Source organism: Ruegeria sp. BA2 (assembly GCF_056539605.1).
On the sequence record NZ_JBQFVE010000009.1, the window covers coordinates 88,261 to 112,628 of the forward strand.

General features: G+C 56.2%; 24 protein-coding genes. 10 read left to right on the forward strand and 14 right to left on the reverse strand.

Features of this window, described 5'->3' with window-relative positions; genetic code table 11:
- Nucleotides 1–42 precede the first annotated feature (42 nt).
- The 3 genes from ACR0NN_RS17755 to hslO are packed head-to-tail and all read right to left on the reverse strand — an operon-like array spanning nucleotide 43 to nucleotide 2,769.
- Nucleotides 43–1,197 carry a CCA tRNA nucleotidyltransferase gene (locus ACR0NN_RS17755; protein WP_170722763.1) on the reverse strand — a complete coding sequence of 385 codons (1,155 nt, stop codon included), beginning with the start codon at nucleotides 1,195–1,197 and terminating at the stop codon, nucleotides 43–45.
- Nucleotides 1,194–1,793, reverse strand: a complete 600-nt coding sequence (locus ACR0NN_RS17760; protein WP_170722760.1) for a CoA pyrophosphatase — start codon at nucleotides 1,791–1,793, stop codon at nucleotides 1,194–1,196. The genes ACR0NN_RS17755 and ACR0NN_RS17760 overlap by 4 nt, the downstream gene beginning before the upstream one ends.
- On the reverse strand, nucleotides 1,783–2,769 hold the full coding sequence (hslO, locus tag ACR0NN_RS17765; protein WP_170722757.1) for an Hsp33 family molecular chaperone HslO: 987 nt from the start codon (nucleotides 2,767–2,769) through the stop codon (nucleotides 1,783–1,785). The genes ACR0NN_RS17760 and hslO overlap by 11 nt, the downstream gene beginning before the upstream one ends.
- A gap of 76 nt (nucleotides 2,770–2,845) precedes the next feature.
- Between hslO and ACR0NN_RS17770 the strand changes: the two genes are divergently transcribed.
- Complete coding sequence (locus ACR0NN_RS17770; RefSeq protein ID WP_170722755.1) at nucleotides 2,846–3,289, forward strand: NUDIX hydrolase; 444 nt, start codon at nucleotides 2,846–2,848, stop codon at nucleotides 3,287–3,289.
- Here the strand turns inward: ACR0NN_RS17770 and ACR0NN_RS17775 are convergent.
- Nucleotides 3,286–4,560, reverse strand: a complete 1,275-nt coding sequence (locus ACR0NN_RS17775; RefSeq protein ID WP_170722980.1) for a SpoIIE family protein phosphatase — start codon at nucleotides 4,558–4,560, stop codon at nucleotides 3,286–3,288. The two genes, ACR0NN_RS17770 and ACR0NN_RS17775, sit on opposite strands and share 4 nt — an antisense overlap.
- A 121-nt stretch (nucleotides 4,561–4,681) precedes the next feature.
- On the opposite strand from ACR0NN_RS17775, the gene ACR0NN_RS17780 reads away from it, so the two are divergent.
- The gene (locus ACR0NN_RS17780; RefSeq protein WP_170684770.1) at nucleotides 4,682–5,032 is read left to right on the forward strand and encodes an Hpt domain-containing protein; all 351 of its coding nucleotides are present in this window, start codon (nucleotides 4,682–4,684) and stop codon (nucleotides 5,030–5,032) included.
- Here the strand turns inward: ACR0NN_RS17780 and ilvA are convergent.
- Together ilvA and ACR0NN_RS17790 are read right to left on the reverse strand one after the other, a co-directional pair.
- A complete protein-coding gene (gene ilvA, locus ACR0NN_RS17785; protein ID WP_480685238.1) occupies nucleotides 5,029–6,255 on the reverse strand; it encodes a threonine ammonia-lyase IlvA in 1,227 nt (408 codons plus the stop codon). The two genes, ACR0NN_RS17780 and ilvA, sit on opposite strands and share 4 nt — an antisense overlap.
- 58 nt (nucleotides 6,256–6,313) lie before the next feature.
- Nucleotides 6,314–7,081 (reverse strand): hypothetical protein, encoded by a 768-nt coding sequence (locus tag ACR0NN_RS17790; RefSeq protein WP_170722750.1) that lies wholly within the window; start codon nucleotides 7,079–7,081, stop codon nucleotides 6,314–6,316.
- Nucleotides 7,082–7,221: 140 nt separating this feature from the next.
- Here ACR0NN_RS17790 and ACR0NN_RS17795 point away from each other — a divergent pair, with 140 nt between their 5' ends.
- From ACR0NN_RS17795 to msrA, 3 genes are all read left to right on the forward strand, one after another.
- Nucleotides 7,222–8,448 (forward strand): argininosuccinate synthase, encoded by a 1,227-nt coding sequence (locus ACR0NN_RS17795; RefSeq protein ID WP_170684764.1) that lies wholly within the window; start codon nucleotides 7,222–7,224, stop codon nucleotides 8,446–8,448.
- Nucleotides 8,449–8,583: 135 nt separating this feature from the next.
- The gene (locus tag ACR0NN_RS17800; RefSeq protein ID WP_170722748.1) at nucleotides 8,584–8,865 is read left to right on the forward strand and encodes an SCP2 sterol-binding domain-containing protein; all 282 of its coding nucleotides are present in this window, start codon (nucleotides 8,584–8,586) and stop codon (nucleotides 8,863–8,865) included.
- Between the two features lie 91 nt (nucleotides 8,866–8,956).
- Nucleotides 8,957–9,628, forward strand: a complete 672-nt coding sequence (msrA, locus tag ACR0NN_RS17805; RefSeq protein WP_170722746.1) for a peptide-methionine (S)-S-oxide reductase MsrA — start codon at nucleotides 8,957–8,959, stop codon at nucleotides 9,626–9,628.
- Here the strand turns inward: msrA and ACR0NN_RS17810 are convergent.
- Together ACR0NN_RS17810 and ACR0NN_RS17815 are read right to left on the reverse strand one after the other, a co-directional pair.
- Nucleotides 9,625–10,497: a ribokinase gene (locus ACR0NN_RS17810; RefSeq protein ID WP_170722744.1), complete on the reverse strand. Its 873-nt coding sequence runs from the start codon at nucleotides 10,495–10,497 to the stop codon at nucleotides 9,625–9,627. The two genes, msrA and ACR0NN_RS17810, sit on opposite strands and share 4 nt — an antisense overlap.
- Nucleotides 10,498–10,500: 3 nt before the next feature.
- The gene (locus tag ACR0NN_RS17815; RefSeq protein WP_170684954.1) at nucleotides 10,501–12,756 is read right to left on the reverse strand and encodes an NADP-dependent malic enzyme; all 2,256 of its coding nucleotides are present in this window, start codon (nucleotides 12,754–12,756) and stop codon (nucleotides 10,501–10,503) included.
- 160 nt (nucleotides 12,757–12,916) lie between these two features.
- On the opposite strand from ACR0NN_RS17815, the gene mutS reads away from it, so the two are divergent.
- Nucleotides 12,917–15,532: a DNA mismatch repair protein MutS gene (mutS, locus tag ACR0NN_RS17820; RefSeq protein ID WP_170722969.1), complete on the forward strand. Its 2,616-nt coding sequence runs from the start codon at nucleotides 12,917–12,919 to the stop codon at nucleotides 15,530–15,532.
- A gap of 59 nt (nucleotides 15,533–15,591) precedes the next feature.
- Here mutS and ACR0NN_RS17825 read toward each other — a convergent pair whose 3' ends face one another.
- On the reverse strand, nucleotides 15,592–16,155 hold the full coding sequence (locus ACR0NN_RS17825) for a nucleotide exchange factor GrpE (protein WP_170722742.1): 564 nt from the start codon (nucleotides 16,153–16,155) through the stop codon (nucleotides 15,592–15,594).
- 10 nt (nucleotides 16,156–16,165) lie between these two features.
- A complete protein-coding gene (gene hrcA, locus ACR0NN_RS17830; RefSeq protein ID WP_170722741.1) occupies nucleotides 16,166–17,230 on the reverse strand; it encodes a heat-inducible transcriptional repressor HrcA in 1,065 nt (354 codons plus the stop codon).
- Between the two features lie 112 nt (nucleotides 17,231–17,342).
- Here hrcA and rph point away from each other — a divergent pair, with 112 nt between their 5' ends.
- The 4 genes from rph to ACR0NN_RS17850 are packed head-to-tail and all read left to right on the forward strand — an operon-like array spanning nucleotide 17,343 to nucleotide 20,168.
- Nucleotides 17,343–18,056 (forward strand): ribonuclease PH, encoded by a 714-nt coding sequence (rph, locus tag ACR0NN_RS17835; protein WP_170722740.1) that lies wholly within the window; start codon nucleotides 17,343–17,345, stop codon nucleotides 18,054–18,056.
- Entirely contained in the window at nucleotides 18,053–18,667 is a 615-nt protein-coding gene (rdgB, locus tag ACR0NN_RS17840) for an RdgB/HAM1 family non-canonical purine NTP pyrophosphatase (RefSeq protein ID WP_170722737.1), read from the forward strand. The genes rph and rdgB overlap by 4 nt, the downstream gene beginning before the upstream one ends.
- Entirely contained in the window at nucleotides 18,657–19,811 is a 1,155-nt protein-coding gene (gene hemW / locus ACR0NN_RS17845) for a radical SAM family heme chaperone HemW (protein WP_170722735.1), read from the forward strand. Before rdgB ends, hemW begins: the two co-directional genes overlap by 11 nt.
- 3 nt (nucleotides 19,812–19,814) lie before the next feature.
- Nucleotides 19,815–20,168, forward strand: coding sequence for a YbaN family protein (locus tag ACR0NN_RS17850; protein ID WP_170684724.1), 354 nt, complete (start codon nucleotides 19,815–19,817; stop codon nucleotides 20,166–20,168).
- Here the strand turns inward: ACR0NN_RS17850 and ACR0NN_RS17855 are convergent.
- The 4 genes from ACR0NN_RS17855 to mnmG are packed head-to-tail and all read right to left on the reverse strand — an operon-like array spanning nucleotide 20,158 to nucleotide 24,356.
- The gene (locus tag ACR0NN_RS17855; RefSeq protein WP_170722732.1) at nucleotides 20,158–21,051 is read right to left on the reverse strand and encodes a ParB/RepB/Spo0J family partition protein; all 894 of its coding nucleotides are present in this window, start codon (nucleotides 21,049–21,051) and stop codon (nucleotides 20,158–20,160) included. The two genes, ACR0NN_RS17850 and ACR0NN_RS17855, sit on opposite strands and share 11 nt — an antisense overlap.
- Nucleotides 21,052–21,071: 20 nt before the next feature.
- Nucleotides 21,072–21,875 (reverse strand): AAA family ATPase, encoded by an 804-nt coding sequence (locus tag ACR0NN_RS17860; protein WP_170684720.1) that lies wholly within the window; start codon nucleotides 21,873–21,875, stop codon nucleotides 21,072–21,074.
- Nucleotides 21,868–22,491, reverse strand: coding sequence for a 16S rRNA (guanine(527)-N(7))-methyltransferase RsmG (gene rsmG, locus ACR0NN_RS17865; protein WP_170722730.1), 624 nt, complete (start codon nucleotides 22,489–22,491; stop codon nucleotides 21,868–21,870). The genes ACR0NN_RS17860 and rsmG overlap by 8 nt, the downstream gene beginning before the upstream one ends.
- Nucleotides 22,488–24,356, reverse strand: a complete 1,869-nt coding sequence (gene mnmG, locus ACR0NN_RS17870; RefSeq protein WP_170722725.1) for a tRNA uridine-5-carboxymethylaminomethyl(34) synthesis enzyme MnmG — start codon at nucleotides 24,354–24,356, stop codon at nucleotides 22,488–22,490. Before mnmG ends, rsmG begins: the two co-directional genes overlap by 4 nt.
- Nucleotides 24,357–24,368 lie beyond the last annotated feature (12 nt).

Here is a 24,368-nt window from a genome sequence, read left to right on the forward strand (position 1 = left end):
CCAAATCAAATCGGGTTTGTCATCCCCTTTTGAGACTTCAATTTATTCGGCCAGCAATTCTTCGCGGCTGAGTGCAAAATCCGACGCGATCCAGCGCGCCTCAAGCTCGGCCAGTTTTGCGCCCAGCGCCGGGCCGGTAAATGCGGGTATCAAATCCGCCGCTCTGATCGGGAAGCTGGCTGCGGCCCCTTGTTGCAAGGCTTGGCTCAGGTCTTCTGACCAGGGCTGTTCAAGAAATGCGTGACGCAATAGCGTCTCGTGCAATCCACCTTCCGATCCATAGCGATAACCCAGTTCTGCGACGCTGGTAGTTGCCATCGCTTCGTCGCGCATCCGGGTCAGGCGCTGCAATTGAGCCCGGCTAAGTCGCAATGTCATGGCCACCTCGGGTGGCGCAATCGCAGCCAAACGGCGAATCGCTTCGGGTGTGGCATGGGCGTCATATTCCAGCTGAATCAGGATCGCCAGCGCCCGATCATCCGCACCGGGCAAAAGCTGCGCCAGAACACCGGTGCTGCGCATGGCGGCAACTGAAGGTGCGGGATCGGGCGCGGCCAAAAGTTTAAGCATCTCAGCGCCGACCCGTTCGCGCGAAAGTGTCTCTAACCCGTCCAGATTCGCGGCAATCGCATCTAGCGCATCGGGATCAAAGCCCAGATCTGCGTCGCCATACCAAGCGTGAAACCGGAAGTATCTGAGCGATCTCAGATAATCTTCTCTGATACGATCACTGGCCTCGCCAATGAAGCGCACCCGCCGCGCCTGCAGGTCCGGCAAGCCATCCAGAGGATCGAGAATCGTGCCATCGGGCCGGGCATAAAGCGCGTTCATAGTGAAATCGCGCCGCGCCGCGTCTTCCTCTACCTTATCAGAGAATGCGACTACTGCGCGCCGGCCATCCGTCTCGATATCGCGCCGGAATGTCGTGACCTCATGCGGGATGCCTTTGCTGACGACGGTAACAGTGCCGTGTTCTATTCCAGTCGGGATCGGCTTAAGCCCAGCTCTTTGCGCCAGTTCCACAACCTGTTCCGGCCTTGCATCTGTAGCAATATCAATGTCCGAGACCGGAACCTGCAGCAACGCATTGCGCACGCAACCACCAACAAAAAGGGCTTGTGCCCCGCCATTCGTCAAAGCCGTGCACACATCCTGAGTGGCTTGTTCTGTTAACCAGTCTTCCGTGATCCGCTTCATTCACTCATCCGCGCTGCCAGTCCCCGCAGCATCCGCGCCGTCGCGCCCCAGATATAGTAGGGCCCATAGGGCACGGCATAATAATACCGTCTTTGACCACGCCACCGGCGCGACTCGACGACATAATTCTCTGGGTTCAGAACATGCGCAAGCGGAACTGAAAAAACCTCCTCAACCTCTCCGGGCTCAGGGATGGCCTCGAAGCTGGATTCAAGGATCGCAACTACCGGCGTGACGGAAAAAGAGGTAACGGTTTCATGGATGGGCAGATGGCCCAGGATGCGCGGCATCTGGGTTGGCAGACCAATCTCTTCTCGGGCTTCGCGCAGGGCTGTTGCTGTGACATCGGAGTCGCCTTCATCCTGTTTTCCGCCGGGAAAGGCGATTTGGCCAGGATGATGTTTCAACGCCGAAGAGCGCTTGGTCAGGATTAGCTTTGCCGTGTCGTCAACCACAGAAACAGGCACTAACACACCTGCAGGGCGCAATTTTCGCCCCGCAGGCAGCACCGTTTCCGGGTTCAGGTCAAAGTCACTGGACCCTGATCCATCACGGGTAAGCGCCGTCGTCAGTTCCGAGATCAGGTCACGCGCCATCCGAACCTTCGGCCTCGAACCCGACGGTTGTCGGGTCCAGCACGTAATGTGCACCACAGAACTGACAATCGGCTGTAACGGTGCCCTCGTCTGTCGTCATCTTCGCGATATCCTGCGCCGAGTAGATCGACAGGCTTTGACGCACGCGATCCTCGGAACAGGTGCAGCCGAACTGTACTTGCTGCGCGTCATAGACACGCGGTTGTTCCTCGTGAAACAGGCGCACCAACAAGTCGGTCGGCGCGATCACTGGCCCGATCAGTTCCAGATCATCCACGGTGTCGAGCAGGATGTTCACACGACCCCAGTTTTCACCTTCTTCACCTTCGACCAAATCGGCGGCGGTCAAAATCTCACCACTACCTTCGCTGGATGCGGCAAAGGGCGAAGCTTTGGGCATGTGCTGCAGCATGATCCCGCCCGCACGCCAGTGTTCACCGACACCGGGCTCGGTCGATTTGCCGAAACTCAGCGAGAATCGCGTCGGCAGCTGTTCAGACTGCGCAAAATAAGCCTCGGCACAGGCGCTGAGCGATCCACCGGCCAACGGGGTGATGCCTTGATAGGGCTGTGTGCCCTCACCCTGGTCGATCATGATGGCAAAATAGCCCTCGCCCACCTGATCAAACGGTGCTGCATCGGTCAGCCGATCGCGGTCAAAGCTGGCATAGGCCCGGATCTTCGCGGGCTCACCTTCGACCTGCGGCGCATAATAGTCGGTGGCGATCATCCGCACGGCGCCTTTGGACTGCACCTGCAAGGACAGTTTCCAGCGCAGCGAAATGGTCTGGCCGATCAATGCGGTCAGCAAGGCCATCTCGGCCACCAGCGCCTCGACCACCTCGGGGTAATCGTGCTGCTTCAGGATGCCATCCAACACGCCGTCCAGCCGCGCCACGCGGCCGCGCATGTCCGAGACATCGAGTTGAAAGGGCAGGACCGTATCGTCCCACGCGATTTTGGTTCCAATAGACATGGGGTTTCCTTAAACGCCACAGGTTGGCATACCGCCACCATATAGGTTGAACAGTTTTGGTTGAAAGGGGCCTTACATGATCAGACGGTTCGGCGAAAGCCCCGAAGCCGGTCGCGCCTACACTCAGCGTGTTGGCGTTTACGCTCTGCTGCCCCAGGGCAACCGACTGCTTCTGACCTGTCAGCTGGAACCTGGCCCCGATTTGCAGCTGCCGGGTGGTGGCATCGATCCGGGGGAATCACCCATCACGGCGCTACATCGCGAAGTCTATGAGGAAACCGGCTGGCTGATCGCCACACCCCGCCGCGTGGGTGCGTTTCGCAGGTTCACTTATATGCCCGAATACGACCTTTGGGCCGAGAAAGTATGCCTGATCTATCGCGCACGCCCCGTCCGCCGCATGGGCCCCCCAACTGAAGACATTCACGAAGCCATCTGGATGGAGACTGCAGATGCCGTGCATCTGTTGGGCAATGAGGGTGACGCCCATTTCGCCCAGCGCCACCTGCACGGGCTTTAAGGACCGTTATATTCGAAGAACACGGCTGACACGTCATCCGTCATTCCGCTGTCCGGTGACATCACCTGAGTAAGCCGCCAGAACATGTCGTCGAGGAATTCTGGCCCTCCGTGATCTGCGACGCACTCAGCAGCCATTTTCCTTAGCCCGTCATCATCCAGCAAGCTGCCATCGGCAAGCTGGCATTCAGTGAAGCCGTCCGAGTTCAAGAGCAACTTGTCGCCCGGCTGCATATAGGTCTCCGTTTGTTGGAACTGCGCCTCGGGCAGCAAACCAATCGGCAACCCGCCTTCGCCCAAAAACTCGGTTTCTCCAGTATGGCGCAGCAACAGCGGATGCGGGTGCCCCGCCTGTACCATTTTCAGATGCCCGTTGCGCAGATCAATGATTGCATAGACCATCGTGAAATACTCTTCGATCCCCGCATCTGCGATCAGGCGAGAATTGAGCAGACACGCAACCTCTTCCGGCGGCAGTAGGGCGTAGAATTTGTTGAACCGACGTTCCATCGCGATGTTCTGATCGAAATGTTTACTGGACAGATATCCGCCCAGACGGGCCGTCATCATCGCGGATGTAATCCCGTGGCCCGAGACATCGATGCTGTAGAATCCCAGCCGATTGACACCGGGTGAGAACATTCCCACCAGATCACCGCCGATATGACCACAGGGCTTCAGCAACAGGCTGACCTGTGATTTGCCAAACGTCCCCTTTAGCTCAGGCACCAGCGATTCCTGAATCTTGCGGGCCTGCATCAGGTCCTTGTCGATCGCATCATGGGCAAGCTTCAACTCGTTCAGCGCTGTTTCGATCATCTGGTTCTTTCGCGACAGCTCGCGCTGCATGTCCAGAATACGCGCACCCGCCGAGATACGTGCGCGCAGCTCATCCGCCTCAAGCGGTTTGATCAGAAAGTCATCGGCCCCGGCATCCAGCCCCTTCGCGACCTCTTGCTTTTCGCTTTTTGAGGTCAGAAGAATGAAATAGCTGTATTGCTCGCTATCCAGTTCCCGGAAAGCGCGACAGAATTCCAGCCCGCTCATGCCCGGCATGACCCAGTCACTGAGCACCAGATCGGGCGGGTCGGTCACGCAAAGATCAATCGCTGCTTCACCATTGTCTGACTCAAGCACTTCGAAACCCCACTTCTTTAGCGAGGCGACCAGAATCCGCCGTTGCAGACGACTGTCGTCCACAACGAGAACCTTGCGGATCGCGCCAAAATCCAGCTCGACCCGGGTCTCGACATGACTGGCATCCGGCACCATGAAGTCCCTGTACTTGTTCAACTCTCCAGTTGTCGCCAAGCTAAGGTTGGCAGCTTAACATCCTATGAAAAATCAAATGGCCGGGGTTTAACCCGGTCTTTACCTTCAGCAAGCTACCAATATGCAACCGCAAGAGGGTGGCATGATTCAGTGGTCCAGAGTCAGACAGTTGCGCGATGAGGTTGGCGCAGATGAGTTCGACGAGGTTGTCGAAATCTTTCTGGATGAGGTTCAGGAAGTCATCATCAAGCTGCGCAATGATACGGCCCGCGCCGAGATTGAGCAAAACTTGCATTTCCTGAAAGGCAGCGCCCTGAGCCTGGGCTTCGACAGCTTTTCAAAGCTGTGCCAGGATGGCGAGCGCCGGGCCGCTGCAGGCGACCGTGCAGCGGTAGACCTGCCCGAGATTATCGCGGCCTATGACGAATCAAAAACGCTGTTTCAGGCCGGTCTGGCCGAGAACCTGCGCTAGATCACAAACTGCGCCAGCGTCTCGTCTTCGGTGATGTCCGTGTAGGTAAAACCGGCCTCGTCCAGATGGGCGAACAGACGCATGAAATTCTCGGGCTTGCGGGTTTCGATACCAATCAGAACCGAGCCGAAGTTGCGCGCTGATTTCTTCATATATTCGAACCGTGCGATGTCATCCTCGGGGCCAAGGATGTTCAGAAATTCCTTCAGCGCGCCAGGACGCTGCGGCAGGCGCAGGATGAAGTATTTCTTCACACCGGAATAGCGCTGGGCGCGCTCTTTGACTTCGGGCAGACGTTCGAAATCGAAATTACCGCCAGACGTCACGCAAACCACTGTCTTGCCACGGATAAAGCTTTGGACATCGGCAACAGCCTCAATCGCCAAAGCGCCAGCCGGCTCAAGCACGATACCTTCGACATTCAACATCTCGATCATCGTGGTGCAGATGCGATCCTCGGACAGGACCAGAACGTCGGACAGGTGGCGATCTTTCAACAGCTCAAACGGTTTCGCGCCGATCTTGCCAACCGCTGCGCCGTCGACAAAATTGTCCACGTGATCCAGAGCCACCGGATGACCTGCCGCCATTGCCGCATGCAAGCACGCGCCACCCTTTGGTTCCACGAACAGACAATGTGTTCGATCACCAAACCACGTCGCCACCCCTGACGACATGCCGCCGCCGCCAACAGGCAGGATCATATGATCGGGTACGCGGCTCAATTGCTCTTCGATCTCGACCGCCAGAGAGGCCTGTCCCTCAATCACATCTGCATCATCGAACGGAGACAGGAAGTACCCACCCTGTTCTGCGCACCAGGATTGAGCAGCGGCCAGCGTGTCGTCGAAATAGTCACCGGTCAGATGAATCTCGATATTATCGCCACCAAAGATGCGGGTTTTCTGAATCTTCTGCTGCGGCGTGGTCACTGGCATGAAGATCACACCCTTCACCCCCAGATGCTTGCACATATAGGCCACGCCTTGGGCGTGGTTGCCCGCGCTCGCGCAGACAAACAGCTCTTGCCCTTGCTGTTTGCGCATCGCATTGAACGCACCGCGGATTTTATACGACCGCACCGGACTGAGGTCTTCGCGCTTGAGCCAGATATCGGCGCCGTAACGGTCGGACAGATGAGCATTCCGCTGCAACGGGGTTGCCGGAAAGACGGAACGCATCGCCTGTTCAGCGGCGCGGGCGCGGGTTGTGAAATCAGTCATGCTGGAGTCCCTGCCCCATCATCGCTGAAAGGGCAAGGAATACATATGTGTACGCGGGTCAGGAGAGTTTGCGTTTCTCGATGAAGACGCCGTACATTGTGGTGAATATGCTGACGTTGATCATCGGAAGGACAAGCGTGCCGAAAAACACACTCAACAAGACTCCTAAAATCGGGATGAATGCCAGCGCCATGAATACCAGTTGCACTAATACCTGAAACAAGAAGGCGACAAGTAAAAGCAACAGGATCGCACCGCCGACCCCCGTCGTATTGTTCCAAGCATCGCTGAGAGAGATCGGGCTTCCTATCGCCGCCGCTGGAAGGATAATTGACAGGCGGTAGAAGCATATGACCAGAAAAATCGAGTAGACAATCATCAGGATGACCGAAAGCACTGCGAGACCCTCGCCTAATACAGCAAAGACCAAAAGCATGGGTATATACGCGATCATCATCAAAATCCCTAGCATAAGAATACGTCCGAAATAGGCGAGGATCCTGTCAAACCGGAATGTTGGGAAAATTCCGGTGGGATACTCTTCCATTAGGATGAAACGATGCCAGGACACCGCGATCCAGAACATCGTGATGAATATCACCGCGAGCAAAACGAACACGAAAACAAAAACTGATCCCGCGGAAACACCCGGCGGCAGATCACCCGCATTCTCGTCAAGCGCCTCAAGCGGGATACCAAGCGCAACAAACAGGCCAACGATGACGATCGTCGCAATCAGCGCAGGGCCAACTGTTATCTGCAGAACCTGCTTTAGGTTTCCAAACACCATCCGCACCGAATGCACAAATATCTGCCATCCCAACATATGAATCTGCCCTCTCAACCAATCCTTGTTCTCTATCCGCCCGTTTCACCCCAATTCCCGGCCTGCGTCAATCCACACAGCTTGCCCCCGGGTCCAAAACCCGTTAGGGGCCAGTCGATCTACGCATAAAGGGAAGTCAGATGTCCGCGCCCAAGAAAGTTGTTCTGGCCTATTCCGGTGGCCTTGATACCTCGATCATTCTGAAATGGCTGCAGACCGAGTATGGCTGTGAGGTCGTGACCTTCACCGCCGATCTGGGTCAGGGCGAAGAGCTTGAGCCAGCCCGCAAGAAGGCTGAGCTGCTGGGGATCAAGCCCGAAAACATCTATATCGAAGACATCCGAGAAGAATTTGTACGCGACTTCGTCTTCCCGATGTTCCGCGCCAATGCGCAGTATGAAGGCCTGTATCTGCTGGGTACGTCGATTGCGCGCCCGTTGATCTCGAAACGTCTGGTTGAGATTGCCGAAGCGACCGGCGCGGATGCAGTCGCCCATGGTGCGACCGGCAAGGGCAACGATCAGGTGCGGTTCGAACTGGCCGCGTACGCGCTGAACCCCGACATCAAGGTCATTGCTCCGTGGCGTGAGTGGGATTTGACCAGCCGCACCAAGCTGCTGGAGTTTGCCGAAGCAAACCAAATTCCGATTGCCAAGGACAAGCGCGGTGAGGCTCCGTTCTCAGTCGATGCCAACCTGCTGCACACCTCGTCCGAGGGTAAGGTTCTGGAAGATCCCGCCGATATGGCGCCCGACTATGTCTATCAGCGCACCGTCCACCCCGAAGACGCGCCGAATGAGCCCGAGTTCATCGAGATCGGCTTTGAAAAAGGCGACGCGGTCAGCATCAATGGCGAGGCGATGAGCCCCGCAACCATCCTGACCAAGCTAAACGAATATGGTGGCAAGCACGGCATTGGCCGTCTCGATCTGGTCGAGGGCCGTTTTGTGGGCATGAAATCGCGCGGTATCTATGAAACCCCGGGCGGCACCATCCTGCTGGAAGCGCATCGTGGCATCGAATCCATCACAATGGACCGTGGCGCGATGCACCTGAAAGACCAGCTGATGCCGCAATATGCCGAGCTGATTTATAACGGCTTCTGGTACAGCCCCGAGCGTGAGATGCTGCAGGCGGCCATCGACAAATCTCAGGAACATGTCACCGGCACCGTTCGTGTGAAACTGTACAAAGGTCTGGCCTCAACCGTGGGCCGCTGGTCGGATCACTCGCTCTATTCCGAAGCGCATGTGACCTTTGAGGAAGACGCCGGCGCTTACGATCAGAAAGACGCGGCGGGTTTCATTCAGCTGAACGCCCTGCGCCTGAAGCTTCTGGCTGCGCGCGACAAACGACTGAGCAAGTAAGCCGTCAGAATTCTAAGATTGGCCCCGGTGTCCCTTCAGGCACCGGGGTTTTTCTTTGCGTGGTTCCCGTGAGGTCAATCTTGTCCCGGTCGGATGTTTGTCATTACGCGTAGGTCAATCAAAGAAGGGTAGATCATGCTGCAAGACATCGCTGACGGAATTCAGAAGGGCCTGAACGGAAAGAACTTTGATGGGTCGCTTAAATTCGATTGTGGTGATGAGGGCGTGATTGTTTTGGCGGACAATACCGCCTCGACCCGGGATCAAGACACAGACTGCACCATCCGCATCTCGCGTGAGAACCTGTCCAAACTGCTAAGCGGTAAACTAAATCCGATGACCGGTGTCGCGCTGGGTAAGCTGAAGATCTCGGGCAACATGGGCGTGGCGATGAAGCTGGGGCAGTTGCTGGGCTGATAAACTCGTCTCACCAGCGCGTGACAAATCATGTCAGTGCATTGCACGGATGATAATCTGAGGGCAGCATGGTATCGGAAGGAGACATGCCATGACCCGGACCATCTACCTTGAATTCTTGAAGCCCTCACTTCTTTTTGCGCTGATCCTGTTGGTCGCAATGCTGCGTGCCTTGCCAGCCCAGGCGGCGGGGACCGAGACTCTGACGGTCGCTGGCGGCTGTTTCTGGTGCGTGGAATCAGACTTCGAATCCGTACCTGGGGTGATTGGCGCGGTTTCGGGCTATACCGGCGGCAAAACGGAAAGCCCCACCTATGATCAGGTCTCGAAAGGTGGAACAGGGCATTACGAAGCAGTACAGATCACCTTTGATCCCGCTCGCGTTTCTCGTGAAACCTTGCTGAACATGTTCTTCCGCTCGGTCGATCCAACGGATGCGGGTGGCCAGTTCTGCGATCGGGGTGAGAGCTATCGTACCGCCATTTTCGTCTCTAACGCAGGCGAAAAGGCGCTGGCGCAGAAGGCCAAGAGCAGTGCGCAAAACGCGCTGGGGCAAACTGTGGTCACACCGATCTTGCAGTCCGGTACTTTTTATCCAGCCGAGGCATATCATCAGGATTACTATAAGGGCGACAAACTGGTTCTGACCCGGTTTGGACCCAAGCGCCAAAAGAACGCGTACAAAGCCTATCGCAAAGCCTGTGGTCGTGACGCGCGCGTCAAACAATTGTGGGGAAGCCAGGCGCCCTTTGCCGGTTCCTAATCGAACTCCGCTTCGCGAACTTCTTTCAGATCAGGAATCACATCCGCCGTACCGTGTCGCGTGACCATCAGGGCCGCGGCACGGTTTGCTTGGGCAATCGCCTGTGCCATCGGCATACCCCGATCCATGCCAGCCAACACATAGCCGGTAAACGTATCACCTGCACCAGTGGTATCCACGGCAGTGACCTTATGGGCCTGAAATGCCTGAGGGTCATGTCCTTGCTGATAGTATCGCGCGCCTTTTGAGCCAAACGTGACGATCACATGTTCGACCGGTAAGTCTGACGGTGCCAGGCCTGTTGCATCCTGCAATTGCTCGGCCTCGACCTCGTTCAGAATCAAGAAGTCGAGATAGGGCAGAACCACTTGTACCGCCTTGGCCTGAAACGGGGCGGCGGCATAACAGACGGTCAGCCCCATTTCGCGCCCCAATTTCGCGGCCTCAACCTGTGCATTGGTTTCGTTCTGCATCACCAGCAGATCACCGGAAACCGCCGACGATAACGCCTGCCCAATTTGGTCATCCGAGATGGCATGATTGGCGCCTTGATACAGAACAATCAGGTTTTCGCCCTGCGCATCTACGGCGATGATCGCGTGACCCGTGGGCACATCCACCTCCGCAATATGGCGCGTGTCCACGCCATATTCTGTCAGCCTGTCCCGTGCCCAATGGCCATCCGACCCAACTGCACCAATATGCGATATCCGCGACCCGGCCCGGGCTGCCGCAACCGACATATTGGCGCCTTTGCCGCCCAGAAACCTCTGCAATCCGTTGGCCGCAAGGGTTTCACCCGCCTCGGGCAAATGCGGAAGCGAGTACACCATATCGGCATTGATTGAGCCAAGGTTCCAGATCGTCATGAGTCACCCGATATCGCAGGAGGCCAGAATGGCCATATTCAGAATATCATTCGCGGTTGAAACCGTCGAACAAATCTGGATCGGCTTGTTCACACCGGACAGGATGGGGCCAATCACAGTGGCCCCGCCCATTTCCTGCATCAGCTTTGTCGAAATCGACGCCGAGTGCCGCGCCGGGACGATCAGGATATTGGCCGGTCCGGTCAAACGTTGGAAAGGGTACGCAGCTTGTTGATCGACATTCAGGGCCACATCAACCGTCATCTCGCCCTCGTATTCAAAATCAACGCCACGCTGATCCAGCACCGCGGGCGCGCGATGCATTTTCTCGGCACGCTCAGACACCGGGTAACCGAAGGTCGAAAAGCTTACAAACGCCGCCCGAGGTTCAAGCCCCATATGGCGCGCCACAGCTGCGGCGCGTTCGGCAATATTGGCCAAGTCGTTTTCATCGGGCCATTCATGCACCAACGTGTCGCCAATCAGTACGATCCGTCCTTTGTGCAAGACGGCGGTAACCCCTGCCGCGCCATGGGCGGCATCCGCATCAAACACATGGTTGATACGGTCCAGCACATGGGCCGACTTGCGCGTTGCCCCGGTCACCAGACCATCCGCATGGCCATGCGCCAACATTAGAGACGAAAATACGTGTCGATCCCGCGCGGCGAGGCGATGAATATCCTTGTGGTCAAAGCCCTTTCGTTGCAGGCGTTGATAGAGAAAATTCTTGTAGCTCTCGAGATGCGAAGTGTTTGCAGCGTTCACAACTTCGATCTCGCGTACCGCATCCCCCAGACCTGCGGCTTCGAGCTTTTCTTTCACATCATCAGGCCGCCCGACGACCAGCGCCTTACCAAATCCCGAGCGCTGATACATGACCGCAGCGCGCAGGACGCGTGGATCGTCACCCTCGGCAAAGATCATCCGACTTTGCGCCTGACGCGCGCGTGCGTTCAGGCCGCGCAAGATGCTGGCCGTCGGGTCCATGCGGGATTTCAGGCTCAGCTCATAGGCGTCCATATCGATAATCGGACGACGGGCTGCGCCCGTATCCATCCCGGCCTTGGCAACGGCGGGTGGAATGCGGTGGATCAAGCGCGGATCAAACGGGGTCGGAATAATGTAGTCGCGCCCAAAAGTAAGTGACTTGCCGTAGGCCATTGCTACTTCATCTGGCACATCTTCACGCGCCAATCGTGCCAGCGCATGGGCGCACGCAATTTTCATCTCGTCATTGATCGCACGGGCATGAATATCTAACGCGCCGCGGAATAGATAAGGAAAGCCCAGAACGTTATTCACCTGGTTCGGATAGTCGCTACGGCCCGTCGCAACGATCGCATCAACGCGGACCTCATGCGCCTCTTCCGGTGTGATTTCGGGATCGGGGTTCGCCATCGCAAAGATCACCGGATTGTCAGCCATACTGGCGACCATATCCTGCGTCACCGCGCCCTTGACCGAAACGCCCAGGAACACATCCGCGCCTTTCATGGCCTCTTCCAGAGTACGCAGGTCTGTGGTGATGGCATGGGCCGACTTCCACTGGTTCATGCCCTCAGTGCGGCCTTGATAGATCACGCCTTTGGTGTCGCACACGATGCAATTCTCATGCCGCGCGCCCATGGCTTTGAGCAGTTCGATACAGGCGATGCCCGCAGCCCCCGCGCCGTTCAAGACGATTTTAACATCTTCGATCTTCTTGCCCGAGATATGCAGAGCATTCAGCAAACCCGCCGCACAAATCACCGCCGTGCCATGCTGGTCATCGTGGAAGACCGGGATATCCATTTCTTCCTTCAGGCGCTGTTCAATGATGAAACACTCCGGCGCCTTGATGTCTTCAAGGTTAATTCCGCCAAAGGTCGGCCCCATCAGGCGCACGGCACGGCAAAACTCATCCGGGTCTTCAGTGTCCAGCTCAATATCGATCGAATTCACATCGGCGAACCGTTTAAACAGAACCGATTTCCCCTCCATCACCGGTTTCGAGCCCAGCGCGCCCAGATTCCCAAGGCCCAGAACCGCAGTTCCGTTCGAGATCACGGCGACCAAATTACCCTTATTCGTATAGTCATACGCCGTCTCGGGCGCCTCGGCGATGGCTTCACATGGTACCGCAACGCCGGGGCTGTAGGCCAGCGACAGATCGCGCTGCGTGGTCATAGGTACAGTCGCTTGCACCTCCCACTTGCCGGGGGTGGGGTCCAGGTGAAAGGCCAGCGCCTCTTCTTTGGTGATCTTCGCTTTGGGCATCTTTTCGGTCGTTTCCATGACTTAAGGGCTGTTGCGTCATAGCGCAGGCAAGGCCGCGCCTCAACGAGAATACTTTTCGCCTTTCACAGCCAAGGCCGGGTTTGTAAGGTCGCGACCGGAATACGCCAGAAGGGGGCCGGTTTTGTCCACAGTCACGCCGATGATGGCGCAGTACCTTGAGATTAAAGAGGCTCATGCTGACGCCCTGTTGTTTTACCGCATGGGTGATTTCTACGAGATGTTTTTCGAGGATGCGGTGAACGCGGCCGAGGCGCTGGACATCGCCTTAACCAAGCGCGGCAAACACAATGGCGAAGATATCCCGATGTGCGGTGTGCCGGTGCATTCGGCCGAGGGCTATTTGCTGACACTGATCCGCAAAGGATTTCGGGTCGCGGTTTGCGAACAGATGGAAAGCCCGGCAGAAGCGAAAAAAAGAGGCTCTAAATCAGTCGTAAAGCGCGATGTTGTGCGTTTGGTGACGCCAGGCACTTTGACCGAAGATGCCCTGCTGGAGGCGCGCCGCCATAACTTTCTGGCCGCCTATGCCGAGGTTCGAGACGAAGCCGCATTAGCTTGGGCAGATATTTCTACCGGTGCGTTTCACGTGATGCCGCTGACGTCGGTTCGGCTCAGCCCCGAGCTTGCGCGGCTGGCCCCGTCCGAGCTGATCGTGGCTGATGGGTCGGAGGAAAAGCTGCATGAGCCCGTTATGGACCTTGGCATATCGCTCACCCCGATCGGGCGCGCCAGCTTTGATAGTACTGCAGCCGAAAAACGCATCTGTGGCTTGTTTCACGTAGGCGCGCTGGATGCGTTTGGAAATTTTGGGCGCGCCGAAGTGTCTGCGATGGGTGCTCTCGTCGACTATCTGGAGATCACGCAAAAGGGCAAACTGCCCCTTCTGCAAACGCCACTGAAAGAATCCGAAGATCGCGTGGTTCAGATCGATGCCGCCACGCGGCGCAATCTGGAACTGACCCGGTCGCTGTCAGGTGGTCGCGCTGGTTCGCTATTGTCGGTCGTCGATCGTACCGTCACACCCGGCGGTGCACGGCTGCTGGAACAACGCCTGTCCAGCCCGTCACGCAATCTGGACGTGATCCACGCCCGACTAAACGCGGTGAGCTTTGCAGCCGAGGATAGCCTGATCGCCTCGGACCTACGTGAAGCATTGCGTAAGACCCCCGACCTGGATCGCGCCCTGTCCCGGCTTTCACTGGATCGGGGCGGCCCGAGAGATCTGGCCGCGATCCGAAATGGGTTGGCCCAAGCCGCAACAATCGCAGAAACTTGTACCTCGCAGGAGTTGCCCTTACTGCTCGCCACCGCCGTTCAGAACCTAGTTGGATTTGACGATCTGTTGGCCTTGCTGGACGATGCGCTGGTTGCCGATCCACCCTTGCTGGCCCGAGATGGCGGCTTTATCGCACCCGGTTTTGATGCCGAATTGGACGAAGCGCGCACACTGCGTGATGAAGGCCGTTCGGTTATCGCGGGTTTCCAGCAAAAATATGCAGAACACACCGGTATCACGTCGCTGAAGATTAAGCACAACAACGTGCTGGGCTATTTCATTGAAACTACCGCCACCCATGCCGAGAAAATGCTGAACCCACCGTTCAGTGAAACCTATATCCATCGCCAGACCACCGCCAATCAGGTACGCTTCACCACGGTGGAGCTGTCCGAGATCGAAACACGAATTCTGAATGCGGGCAATCGGGCGCTGGAGATTGAAAAACGGCTCTATCAAAGGCTTTCTGGCGCGATTCTAGAGCTTGCCGCACGGCTGAATCAGGCCGCGCGCGGGTTGGCCGAATTGGATTTGACCACCGCGCTGGCTGATCTGGCGTGCGGTGAAAGCTGGTGCCGCCCAAAAGTCGACGGATCCCGGTCCTTTGACGTTCACGGAGGGCGACACCCAGTGGTCGAGCACGCCCTGCGGCAGCAAAACGGCGATGCTTTCATCGCAAATGACTGCAATCTGAGCGCCGATACTGGTGCTGCAATCTGGTTGCTCACCGGCCCCAACATGGCTGGTAAATCAACCTTCCTGCGCCAAAACGCCCTGATCGCCCTGCTGGCCCAAATGGGCAGCTATGTTCCAGCGGAACAGGCACATATCGGGCTGATCAGTCAGCTTTTCAGCCGCGTCGGTGCATCAGACGACCTAGCCCGCGGCCGCTCGACCTTTATGGTCGAAATGGTTGAAACGGCTGCCATTCTGAACCAGGCAGACGACCGTGCGCTAGTCATCCTCGACGAGATCGGTCGTGGCACCGCCACCTATGACGGATTGTCCATTGCTTGGGCCACTTTAGAACATCTGCACGCAGCCAACCAATGCCGCGCTTTATTCGCCACTCACTACCATGAACTGACCGCACTGGCCGGAAGTCTGGACGGCGTGGAAAACGCAACCGTGGCGGTCAAAGAATGGGAAGGCGAGGTAATTTTCCTGCACGAAGTGCACAAAGGCGCTGCTGATCGGTCTTATGGCGTTCAGGTCGCACAATTGGCTGGCCTCCCCGCCTCGGTCGTAGATCGGGCGCGTATCGTGTTGGATCAATTGGAAAAAACAGAACGTGAGGGCGGCAAACAAAAAGCCCTGATCGACGATCTCCCCCTATTTTCGGCTGCACCTCCTCCACCACCGCCTGCTCCAAAGGCGTCGCCCGTAACCGATATGCTCGAAAGCGTCCTTCCTGACGAACTCACCCCCCGCGAAGCGCTCGACCTGATTTACAAATTGAAAGAGGCGGCCAAACCCTGACCGCCCCTTCATCTTTTCACAAATACTCTCGCCGAAGGCTTGGCCTTGCTAAAGGCCAATCAACTTGCGGGCATCGACGACACGCCAACCTGCGCCGGGCGCAGCAAACGGTCGTGCAGCATGAACCCTTCGGCTGAAACCTGAATGATGTCGCCGGCCTTGGTTCCGGGCACCGGGGCCTCGAACATTGCCTCATGCACATTCGGGTCGAACCGATCCCCGACCTGAGGCGTGATCACCTCGATGCCATGTTTCTGGAATACATCCTTCAGCGCCCGCATGGTCAGCTCGACACCTTCCAGCAAGCCCGCGGCTACTTCTTTCTGCTCATCCGTCGCGGCCTCAAGCGCGCGTTTCATGTTGTCGTAAACCGGAAGCATGTCGCGGGCCAGTTTCGACCCGCCATACTGTTCCGCATCTCGACGCGCCTTGTCGCCACGCTTGCGCGCATTTTCGGCATCGGCCAGCGCACGCATGAACTTGTCTTTGTAATCATCGCGCTCAGTACGCAGTTGATCGACCTCAAGCGCCTCATCGCTGATCTCAGCAAAATCTTCGGCAAACTCTTCCGCCTCGGCGGACATGATGTCGTCCAGAAATTCTTCGTTCTTGGGCTCTGCCATCTCTTACCCTCTAGCTCCGGTCGGAAATCAGCTTGCCGACCAGTTGCGCCGTATAATCCACGATCGGTACGATCCGTCCATAGTTCAGACGTGTGGGCCCGATGACCCCAACCGCACCGATTATCTTACGATCAGCGTTCATATATGGAGACACCACCAAAGAGGAACCCGAAAGTGAGAAAAGTTTGTTCTCAGAACCAATAAAAATGCGCACACCCTCACCTTCCTCGGTCAATTCGAGGAATTCGGCAATGTCACGTTTGCGTTCAAGGTCGTCAAACAGGGTGCGAATGCGATCAAGTTCTTCTGCCTGACCCGGCTCATTCAACAGATTCGCCCGCCCGCGCACGATCAACCGGGCCGAGTCGCCGCCGTCCCCGTCCCAAGCGGCAATGCCGCTCTCGACCATCTCACGCACCAGGACATCGATTTCCTGTTTCCGCGCGTCGATCTGCGACAGCATTTGACGTCGCACTTCGCTCAGCGTCCGGCCTTCGATCAGTGCATTCAGGAAATTGGCTGCCTCGCGCATCGAGCTTGGCGTCTGCCCGGGCGGAGGTGTAAACAGCCGGTTTTCTACCTGCCCGTCCGAAAACACCAATACCACCAAGGCCCGGTCATGCCCAAGCGACACGAATTCGATATGCTTGATCTCGGCCTCGTGCTTCGGCGTCAGAACCAGAGACGCCCCTTGCGTCACGTGTGACAAGGCCGAACCCACACGATCTAGCATTCCGCCAACATCGCCTGCGTTAGAGCCTAATGTCTCATCCAGTTTCTGCCGATCAGCCGCGCCCAGATCGCCCATTTCCAGCAATCCGTCCACGAACATACGCAGCCCCTGCTGCGTCGGAATCCGACCCGCGCTGACATGCGGGCTGTCAAGAAGGCCCAGGAATTCAAGATCCTGCATCACATTGCGCACTGTTGCGGCGCTGACTTTTTCCGACAGGGTGCGAGTCAGGGTTCGGCTGCCCACCGGCTCACCGCTTTCCAGATAGCTTTCGACGATCAACCGGAACACCTCACGCGACCGGTCGTTCATCTCGTCCAGAATTTTGCTCGCTTCGCTCATCGGCGACTCCCTGCTGGGTCGTCATTAAATCGCAGGAAAATGAAAGGTCAATCGGGGTTGCATCGTAACGCTTGTGGGCGTTATCCCCAAGCCAGCAAACAAAGGAATTCCCATGCGACCCTCAGGACGTGATCTAAACGAAATGCGCGCCGTTTCAATTGAGACGGGGTTCACCAAACATGCCGAAGGCTCCTGCCTGATCAAGATGGGCGACACCCATGTGCTATGCACCGCCACGATCGAGGATCGCGTGCCACCGTTCATTAAAGGCTCGGGGCTTGGCTGGGTCACTGCAGAATACGGCATGTTGCCCCGCGCGACCAATACCAGGATGCGGCGCGAGGCTGCAAGCGGCAAACAAGGTGGGCGCACGGTTGAGATTCAACGCTTGATCGGCCGCGCCCTGCGTGCCGGTGTGGATCGGGTTGCGCTGGGTGAGCGTCAGATTACCGTTGACTGTGATGTCATCCAGGCCGATGGCGGTACCCGCTGTGCTTCAATCACCGGCGGTTGGGTGGCACTCCGTCTTGCCGTGAACAAGCTGATGAAAACGGGCGATGTGATATCCGACCCTTTGTTAGACCCTGTTGCGGCCGTTTCCTGCGGAATTTATGCCGGCCAACCCGTGCTGGATCTGGACTATCCCGAAGATAGCGAAGCGGGCGTTGATGGTAACTTCATCATGACTGGCTCGGGTAAGCTGATCGAAGTGCAGATGAGCGCCGAGGGATCCGTTTTTAGCCGCGCGCAGATGGATCAGTTGATGGATCTGGCCGAAAAAGGCGTGGCCGAGCTGGCCGCTGCACAGAAAGCCGTCACCGCATGATCCGCAGGTTCGATGGCGACCGGTTGCTGATCGCCACCCACAACAAAGGCAAGCTTGAGGAGATGGCCCATCTGCTTGAGCCCTTTGGTGTTACGGTTGTCGGCGCGGCAGAAATGAACCTGCCTGAACCAGAAGAGACCGAAGATACTTTCGTAGGAAACGCCCGGATCAAGGCCCATGCCGCCGCCAAGGCCACGGGTCTGCCCGCCCTGTCGGACGATTCCGGGATCACAATCGATGCGCTGAACGGCGCGCCCGGTGTTTACACCGCCGATTGGGCCGAAACCGGCAGTGGCCGCGATTTCCTAATGGCGATGACTCGTGCCCACAATGAACTTGAAGCTAAGGACGCTCCCCACCCGCGCACAGCTCAGTTCCGGTGCACGCTGGTTCTGGCCTGGCCGGATGGTCATGACGAAGTGTTCGAAGGCATCGCGCCCGGCCACCTGACTTGGCCGATCCGGGGCAAGGATGGCTTTGGCTATGACCCGATGTTTGTCCCCGAAGGGCACGACATTACCTTTGCCGAGATGGATCGCTGGGAAAAGAACAAGATCAGCCATCGCGGCCGCGCGGTGGAGTTGTTCGTGAAAGGCTGCTTTGGCGGATGATTGGCGCAACGGAGGCTTTGGCCTGTATGTGCATTGGCCCTTTTGCGAGGCCAAATGCCCCTATTGCGATTTCAACAGCCATGTTTTAAAAAATATTAATCAAAAACAATGGCTTGAATGCTATCTACGTGAGTTGAAACGCTCAGCCGCCGAGACGCCAAATCGGGTATTGAACACGATCTTCTTCGGCGGCGGCACGCCATCGTTGATGGCCCCCGAGACTGTCTCTGCCATCATCGACGAAGCCCGTGCCCTTTGGCGACCCGCCAACGATATGGAGATTACGCTTGAGGCCAACCCCGGTTCGGTCGAAGCCGGACGATTTGCAGCCTATCGTGATGCTGGTGTAAACCGCATCTCGATGGGAGTGCAGGCCCTAAACGATGAAGACCTTCGCCGTCTGGGCCGGATTCACACAGTGGCTGAGGCCCGCGCCGCTTTTGATATCGCGCGTAACTGTTTTGAACGAGTGAGTTTTGACCTGATCTATGCCCGCCAGCACCAGACCCTGGACGCCTGGCGCGCCGAGTTGACGGAAGCGCTTTCAATGGCAGTCGACCACCTGTCGCTGTATCAATTGACCATCGAAGAAGGCACCGCATTCGGCGACCGCTATGCTATCGGCAAGCTGCGTGGTCTGCCCGAAGATGATAGCGCCGCTGATATGTATCTGACCACGCAAGAGGTCTGCGAAGCACACGGGCTGCCCGCTTATGAAGTTTCAAACCACGCCCGGCCCGGAGCCGAATCTCAGCACAATCTGATCTATTGGCGCTATGGCGATTACGTTGGAATCGGGCCCGGCGCGCATGGTCGGATCACCCTTGATGGCCGCAAGTTCGCGACCGAAACTCATCTGGCGCCAACGAAATGGCTGGCAGCGGTGGATCATGGGTCCGGGGAAAGCAGCCGGTTTGAACTTACGCCTCATGATCAGGCCTCGGAGTACCTTTTGATGTGTCTGAGGATTGCTGAAGGTCTAGATGTTGGAAGGTACGAGCAACTCTCAGGAAAACAACTATCGCTGGAAAAGCTTGATACCTTGACCGATCTGGGCATGCTGGCCCTTGAAGGCAACCAACTGCGCACCACGTCTGATGGGCGCGCAGTGCTCAATGCCGTGATCCGCGAGTTATTGGAGTAACAGATGCAATTTCTCTGGGCCGGATTGGGGTTGTTGTGCGTTGCGCTCGCCATGATCGGAGTGGTGCTGCCTTTGCTCCCGACAGTGCCGTTTCTTCTACTCGCCGCGTTTTTCTTCGCACGTTCTTCATCTCGGCTGCACAATTGGCTTCTGAGTCACCGTACATTTGGCCCACTAATTGTCGATTGGCAAAGCTCGGGCGCCATCCGACCCGCAGCAAAAAAGGCGGCTACCCTTTCGGTCGCCGCCGTATTTGGTCTGTCGTTCTTACTTTCAGCGCCGTCACACGTCCTAATCATTCAGGCCGTCGTGTTAAGCTGCGTCATGATCTTTATCTGGACCAGACCTAACGGCTGAGCTTGGCACACAGATCATCCAGTTGATCTAGGTTTTCATAGGACAACACCACCTGTCCCGATTCCGCGCCAGCCTTGTGGTTGATGCTCACCTTCATTGCCAAAATTGCAGACAAGTCTTTCTCAAGCGCGCGTGTATCTGCATCTTTCCCTGCATTCAGGTTACGGGACTTTGGCGCCGGCCTATCATCACCACTTTGCTGCTTCTTCACCAATGCCTCGGTCGCACGCACCGAAAGCCCATCTCGAACCACTTGTTTGGCCAATTCCGAAGGGTTTTCCGCTGTGATCAGCGCCCGCGCGTGTCCAGCGGACAATTTTCCTTCAATAACAAGGCTTTGCACATCAATCGGCAACGACAAAAGGCGCAGAAGATTGGCAATATGGCTGCGGCTTTTTCCCAAAGCTTCGGCCAGTTTCTCCTGCGTGTGACCAAAGCGATCCATCAATTGCTTGAACCCGGCGGCCTCTTCCACAGCATTCAAATCTGCGCGCTGAATATTCTCGATGATCGCGACTTCAAGCACTTCGGTATCGTCAAAATCTCGGACTATGACTGGAATATCATGGAGTTGTGCCATCTGCGCTGCGCGCCAACGGCGTTCACCGGCGACAATTTCATATTGACCACCGGCAATACTACGAACGATCAGGGGCTGGATGATACCTTTCTCTTTGACTGATGCCGAGAGCTCTTCTAGCTGCTCTTGTGCAAACCGGCGTCTGGGCTGATCAGGGTTCGCCTGCAGTTTCTCAATTGGTACCGTTAAATCAGGACGGCGCAGCTCAGAAGAAATCCGGCCCTCCGCGTCCGGCGCAACATCCGCCATGAGCGCCGACAATCCGCGACCCAACCCTCGGGGTTTACCTTTCCTGGCGTTCATATTGCCCTCCTCACGGTCACTTAGACGGCGACCTTGTTGTTTTTGTACATAACTTCGCGGGCCAAATGGCGATAGGCCATCGCCCCGAGCGAACCCGAGTCATATTGCAACACAGGAAGCGCATATGAGGGCGCTTCACTGACCCGCACATTTCTGGGTATCTTGGTTTTAAATACCATCTCACCCAGATTGTCACGCGCATCCTTTTCAACCTGACGGGACAAATTGTTGCGGTTGTCATACATGGTCAACACAACACCTTCGATTCGAAGGTCTGGATTGGCAGTTTGGCGAACCTCGCGAATGGTCAGCATGAGCTGTGACAATCCTTCGAGGGCAAAGAATTCGCTCTGCAGCGGCACAAGTACGGAATGCGCCGCGACCATAGCGTTTACCGTCAACAAATTCAAAGACGGCGGACAATCGATCAGTACAAAGTCCAGATCAAAAGCATCAATCGCAGTTTGACGAAGCGCATCATGCAGCAGATAGCTGCGCTTTTCGTTCGAGATCAGCTCAATATCTGCTGAACTGAGATCTACAGTCGCCGGAACCACAAAAAGATTGCTGATTTCGGTTTCCTGGACCACCGCTTCAAGCGATGCGTCATCCAGTATAAGGTCGTAAGTTGTCCAATCCCGATCTTCTACCCCAAGGCCTGTAGACGCGTTTCCCTGAGGGTCAAGATCGACCACAAGAACCTTGCATCCGGCCTCGGCCAGTCCGGCTGCCAGATTGATTGCTGTCGTGGTCTTTCCAACCCCGCCCTTTTGATTGGCAACCGCGATAATCCGAGGTCCGGCAGGACGAGACAGATCAACCACGAGTAACTCCTTTGATTTTCAGGATAACAGCTTGAGGTTCTGTTAAACTTCTAATCGGTTCGACCTGAAATTTCCATTCCTTGCGGGCGTCTTCGAGTTCTTTTTCCCAGGTCGCGCCTTTTGGCAACAAAGCCACGCCATCTTTACCTAAATGCCTGTCACAGAATGATAATAAAGTGGTCAGATCGGCCAATGCCCGTGCGGACATAACGGCCGCATTTAACGGATCAATCGCCTCGATCCGTTTGGAGATCACAGAACAGTTCGCGCCGCACTCTCTCGCCACATTACGCAGAAAGGCTGACTTTCTTTGATCGCTTTCAACCAGTGTAAACCGGGTTTCCGGTGCAGATTCAATTGCCATGATCGCACAGACCATGCCCGGAAAGCCCCCTCCACTTCCTAAATCCACCCAATGATCTGTGGGTTCAGCAATCTGGAACACTTGTATCGAATCTTTGATATGGCGAACCCAGATATCGGCGAGGCTGTTTCGTGACACCAAATTGATTTTTGGATTCCAGCGTTCAACGAGCGATACATAGTCGGCTAGGCGCTCAAATGTTTCACGTGAAACATTTAGCGAGTCTGCGGTAACCGAATTATGTTCGATCATGCTTTTCGGGCTTTCACATCACGCCGCAGCTTCGCCAGTACTAAAGTTAAAGCTGCAGGAGTGACGCCTTCAACTCGCCCCGCTTGGGCAATATTTGCTGGCTTAGCCTTTGAAAGCTTCTGCTTCATCTCTGAGGACAATCCATCGAGTAGAGAATAATCGAAATCTTGGGGGATTATATGCGCTTCATCGCGCTTCATCGCTTCGACATCTCTTTTCTGGCGCTCGATATAGTTGGCATATAATGCGTCACGCTCGACTTGGCGGCGAACCTCTGCATCCGTGTTCTCAAGTTCGGGTTCAAGCAAGATCAAATCTTCGAATGACACATTTGGAAAAGCCAACACGGCCATACCGTCGCGTCGATTACCATCTTGGTTGACGCTGATCCCTGCAGCGTTGATTTCTTTGGGCGTGTAGGTGTTGGCCGTAAGTATTTCTTTTATTGCGGACAGTTTCTCCAGCTTTTTTTCAAACATCACGCGACGCTCTTCGCCAACACATCCCAGATCTTTACCAATCGGAGTCAATCTTTGATCAGCGTTGTCGGCACGAAGGGATAACCGAAACTCAGCCCGCGAGGTAAACATACGATAAGGTTCGGCTACCCCACGGGTTGTCAGGTCATCAATCATCACACCAATGTAGCTGTCCGAACGGGTGAAGTGGATCGGCGATCTGGACTTTGCTTCGAGCGCAGCATTCAATCCGGCGACAAGGCCTTGTGCGGCGGCCTCCTCATATCCTGTGGTTCCGTTAATCTGACCAGCTAAATATAGCCCGGGCACGTCAGGTAACGAAAGCGAAGCTGAAAGTACCCGGGGATCAACGTAATCATACTCAATCGCATATCCAGGCTGCAGAATCTTTGCGTTTTCGAGGCCTAATATCGACTGGACATAATCAACCTGAACATCCTCGGGCAAGGATGTAGAGATTCCATTAGGATAAACCGTATGGTCTTGCAAACCCTCTGGTTCCAGAAAAATCTGGTGTGATTGCTTATCCGCGAATCGGACGATCTTATCCTCTATCGACGGGCAATATCGCGGGCCAACACCATCAATGTGCCCTCCATACATGGCGGATCGCGAGAGATTCCTCTCGATAATCTCATGCGTTCTTTCGTTGGTATGTGTGATCCCACATGAAATCTGCGGCGCCGATGGTTCTGTCGACATGAACGAAAACAAGGTTGGTTCTTCGTCGCCATCCTGCCGTTCCAATATGTCCCAGTTGATAGTTCGCCCATCCAACCGCGGCGGTGTACCTGTTTTCAGCCTCGCCATGGGTAGATTGAACTCATCAAGGCGTTCGGCCAGCCTAACGGAAGGTCGGTCGCCCATGCGCCCGCCGGGTCTGGATACGTCCCCGATGTGAATTACACCCCGCAAAAACGTGCCAGATGTCAGAATGACTGTCTGTGCTGGTATCTCAGAGCCGTCTGCCAACCTGATCCCGACCACCCGTTGACCATCCATAAGAAAATCGGTCACTTCACCGGTTATGATCGAAAGGTTGTCTTGCTTCTGAGTTTCTTCAGCCATCGCAGCGCGATATAGGGCTCGATCCGCTTGGGCCCTTGGGCCTTGTACCGCTGGGCCTTTTCGTCGATTCAACAGGCGAAACTGAATTCCAGCACGGTCCGCGACACGCCCCATCACGCCATCCAGCGCATCGATTTCGCGGACAAGATGCCCTTTCCCCAAGCCTCCAATCGCGGGGTTGCAGGACATGACTCCTATATCCCGTTCGGACAAAGTGACCAACGCCGTGTTTGCGCCCATGCGGGCTGCGGCATGGGCAGCTTCGGTGCCCGCGTGGCCCGCGCCGATGACTGCGACATCAAATCTCGAATGTTTCACGTGAAACACTCC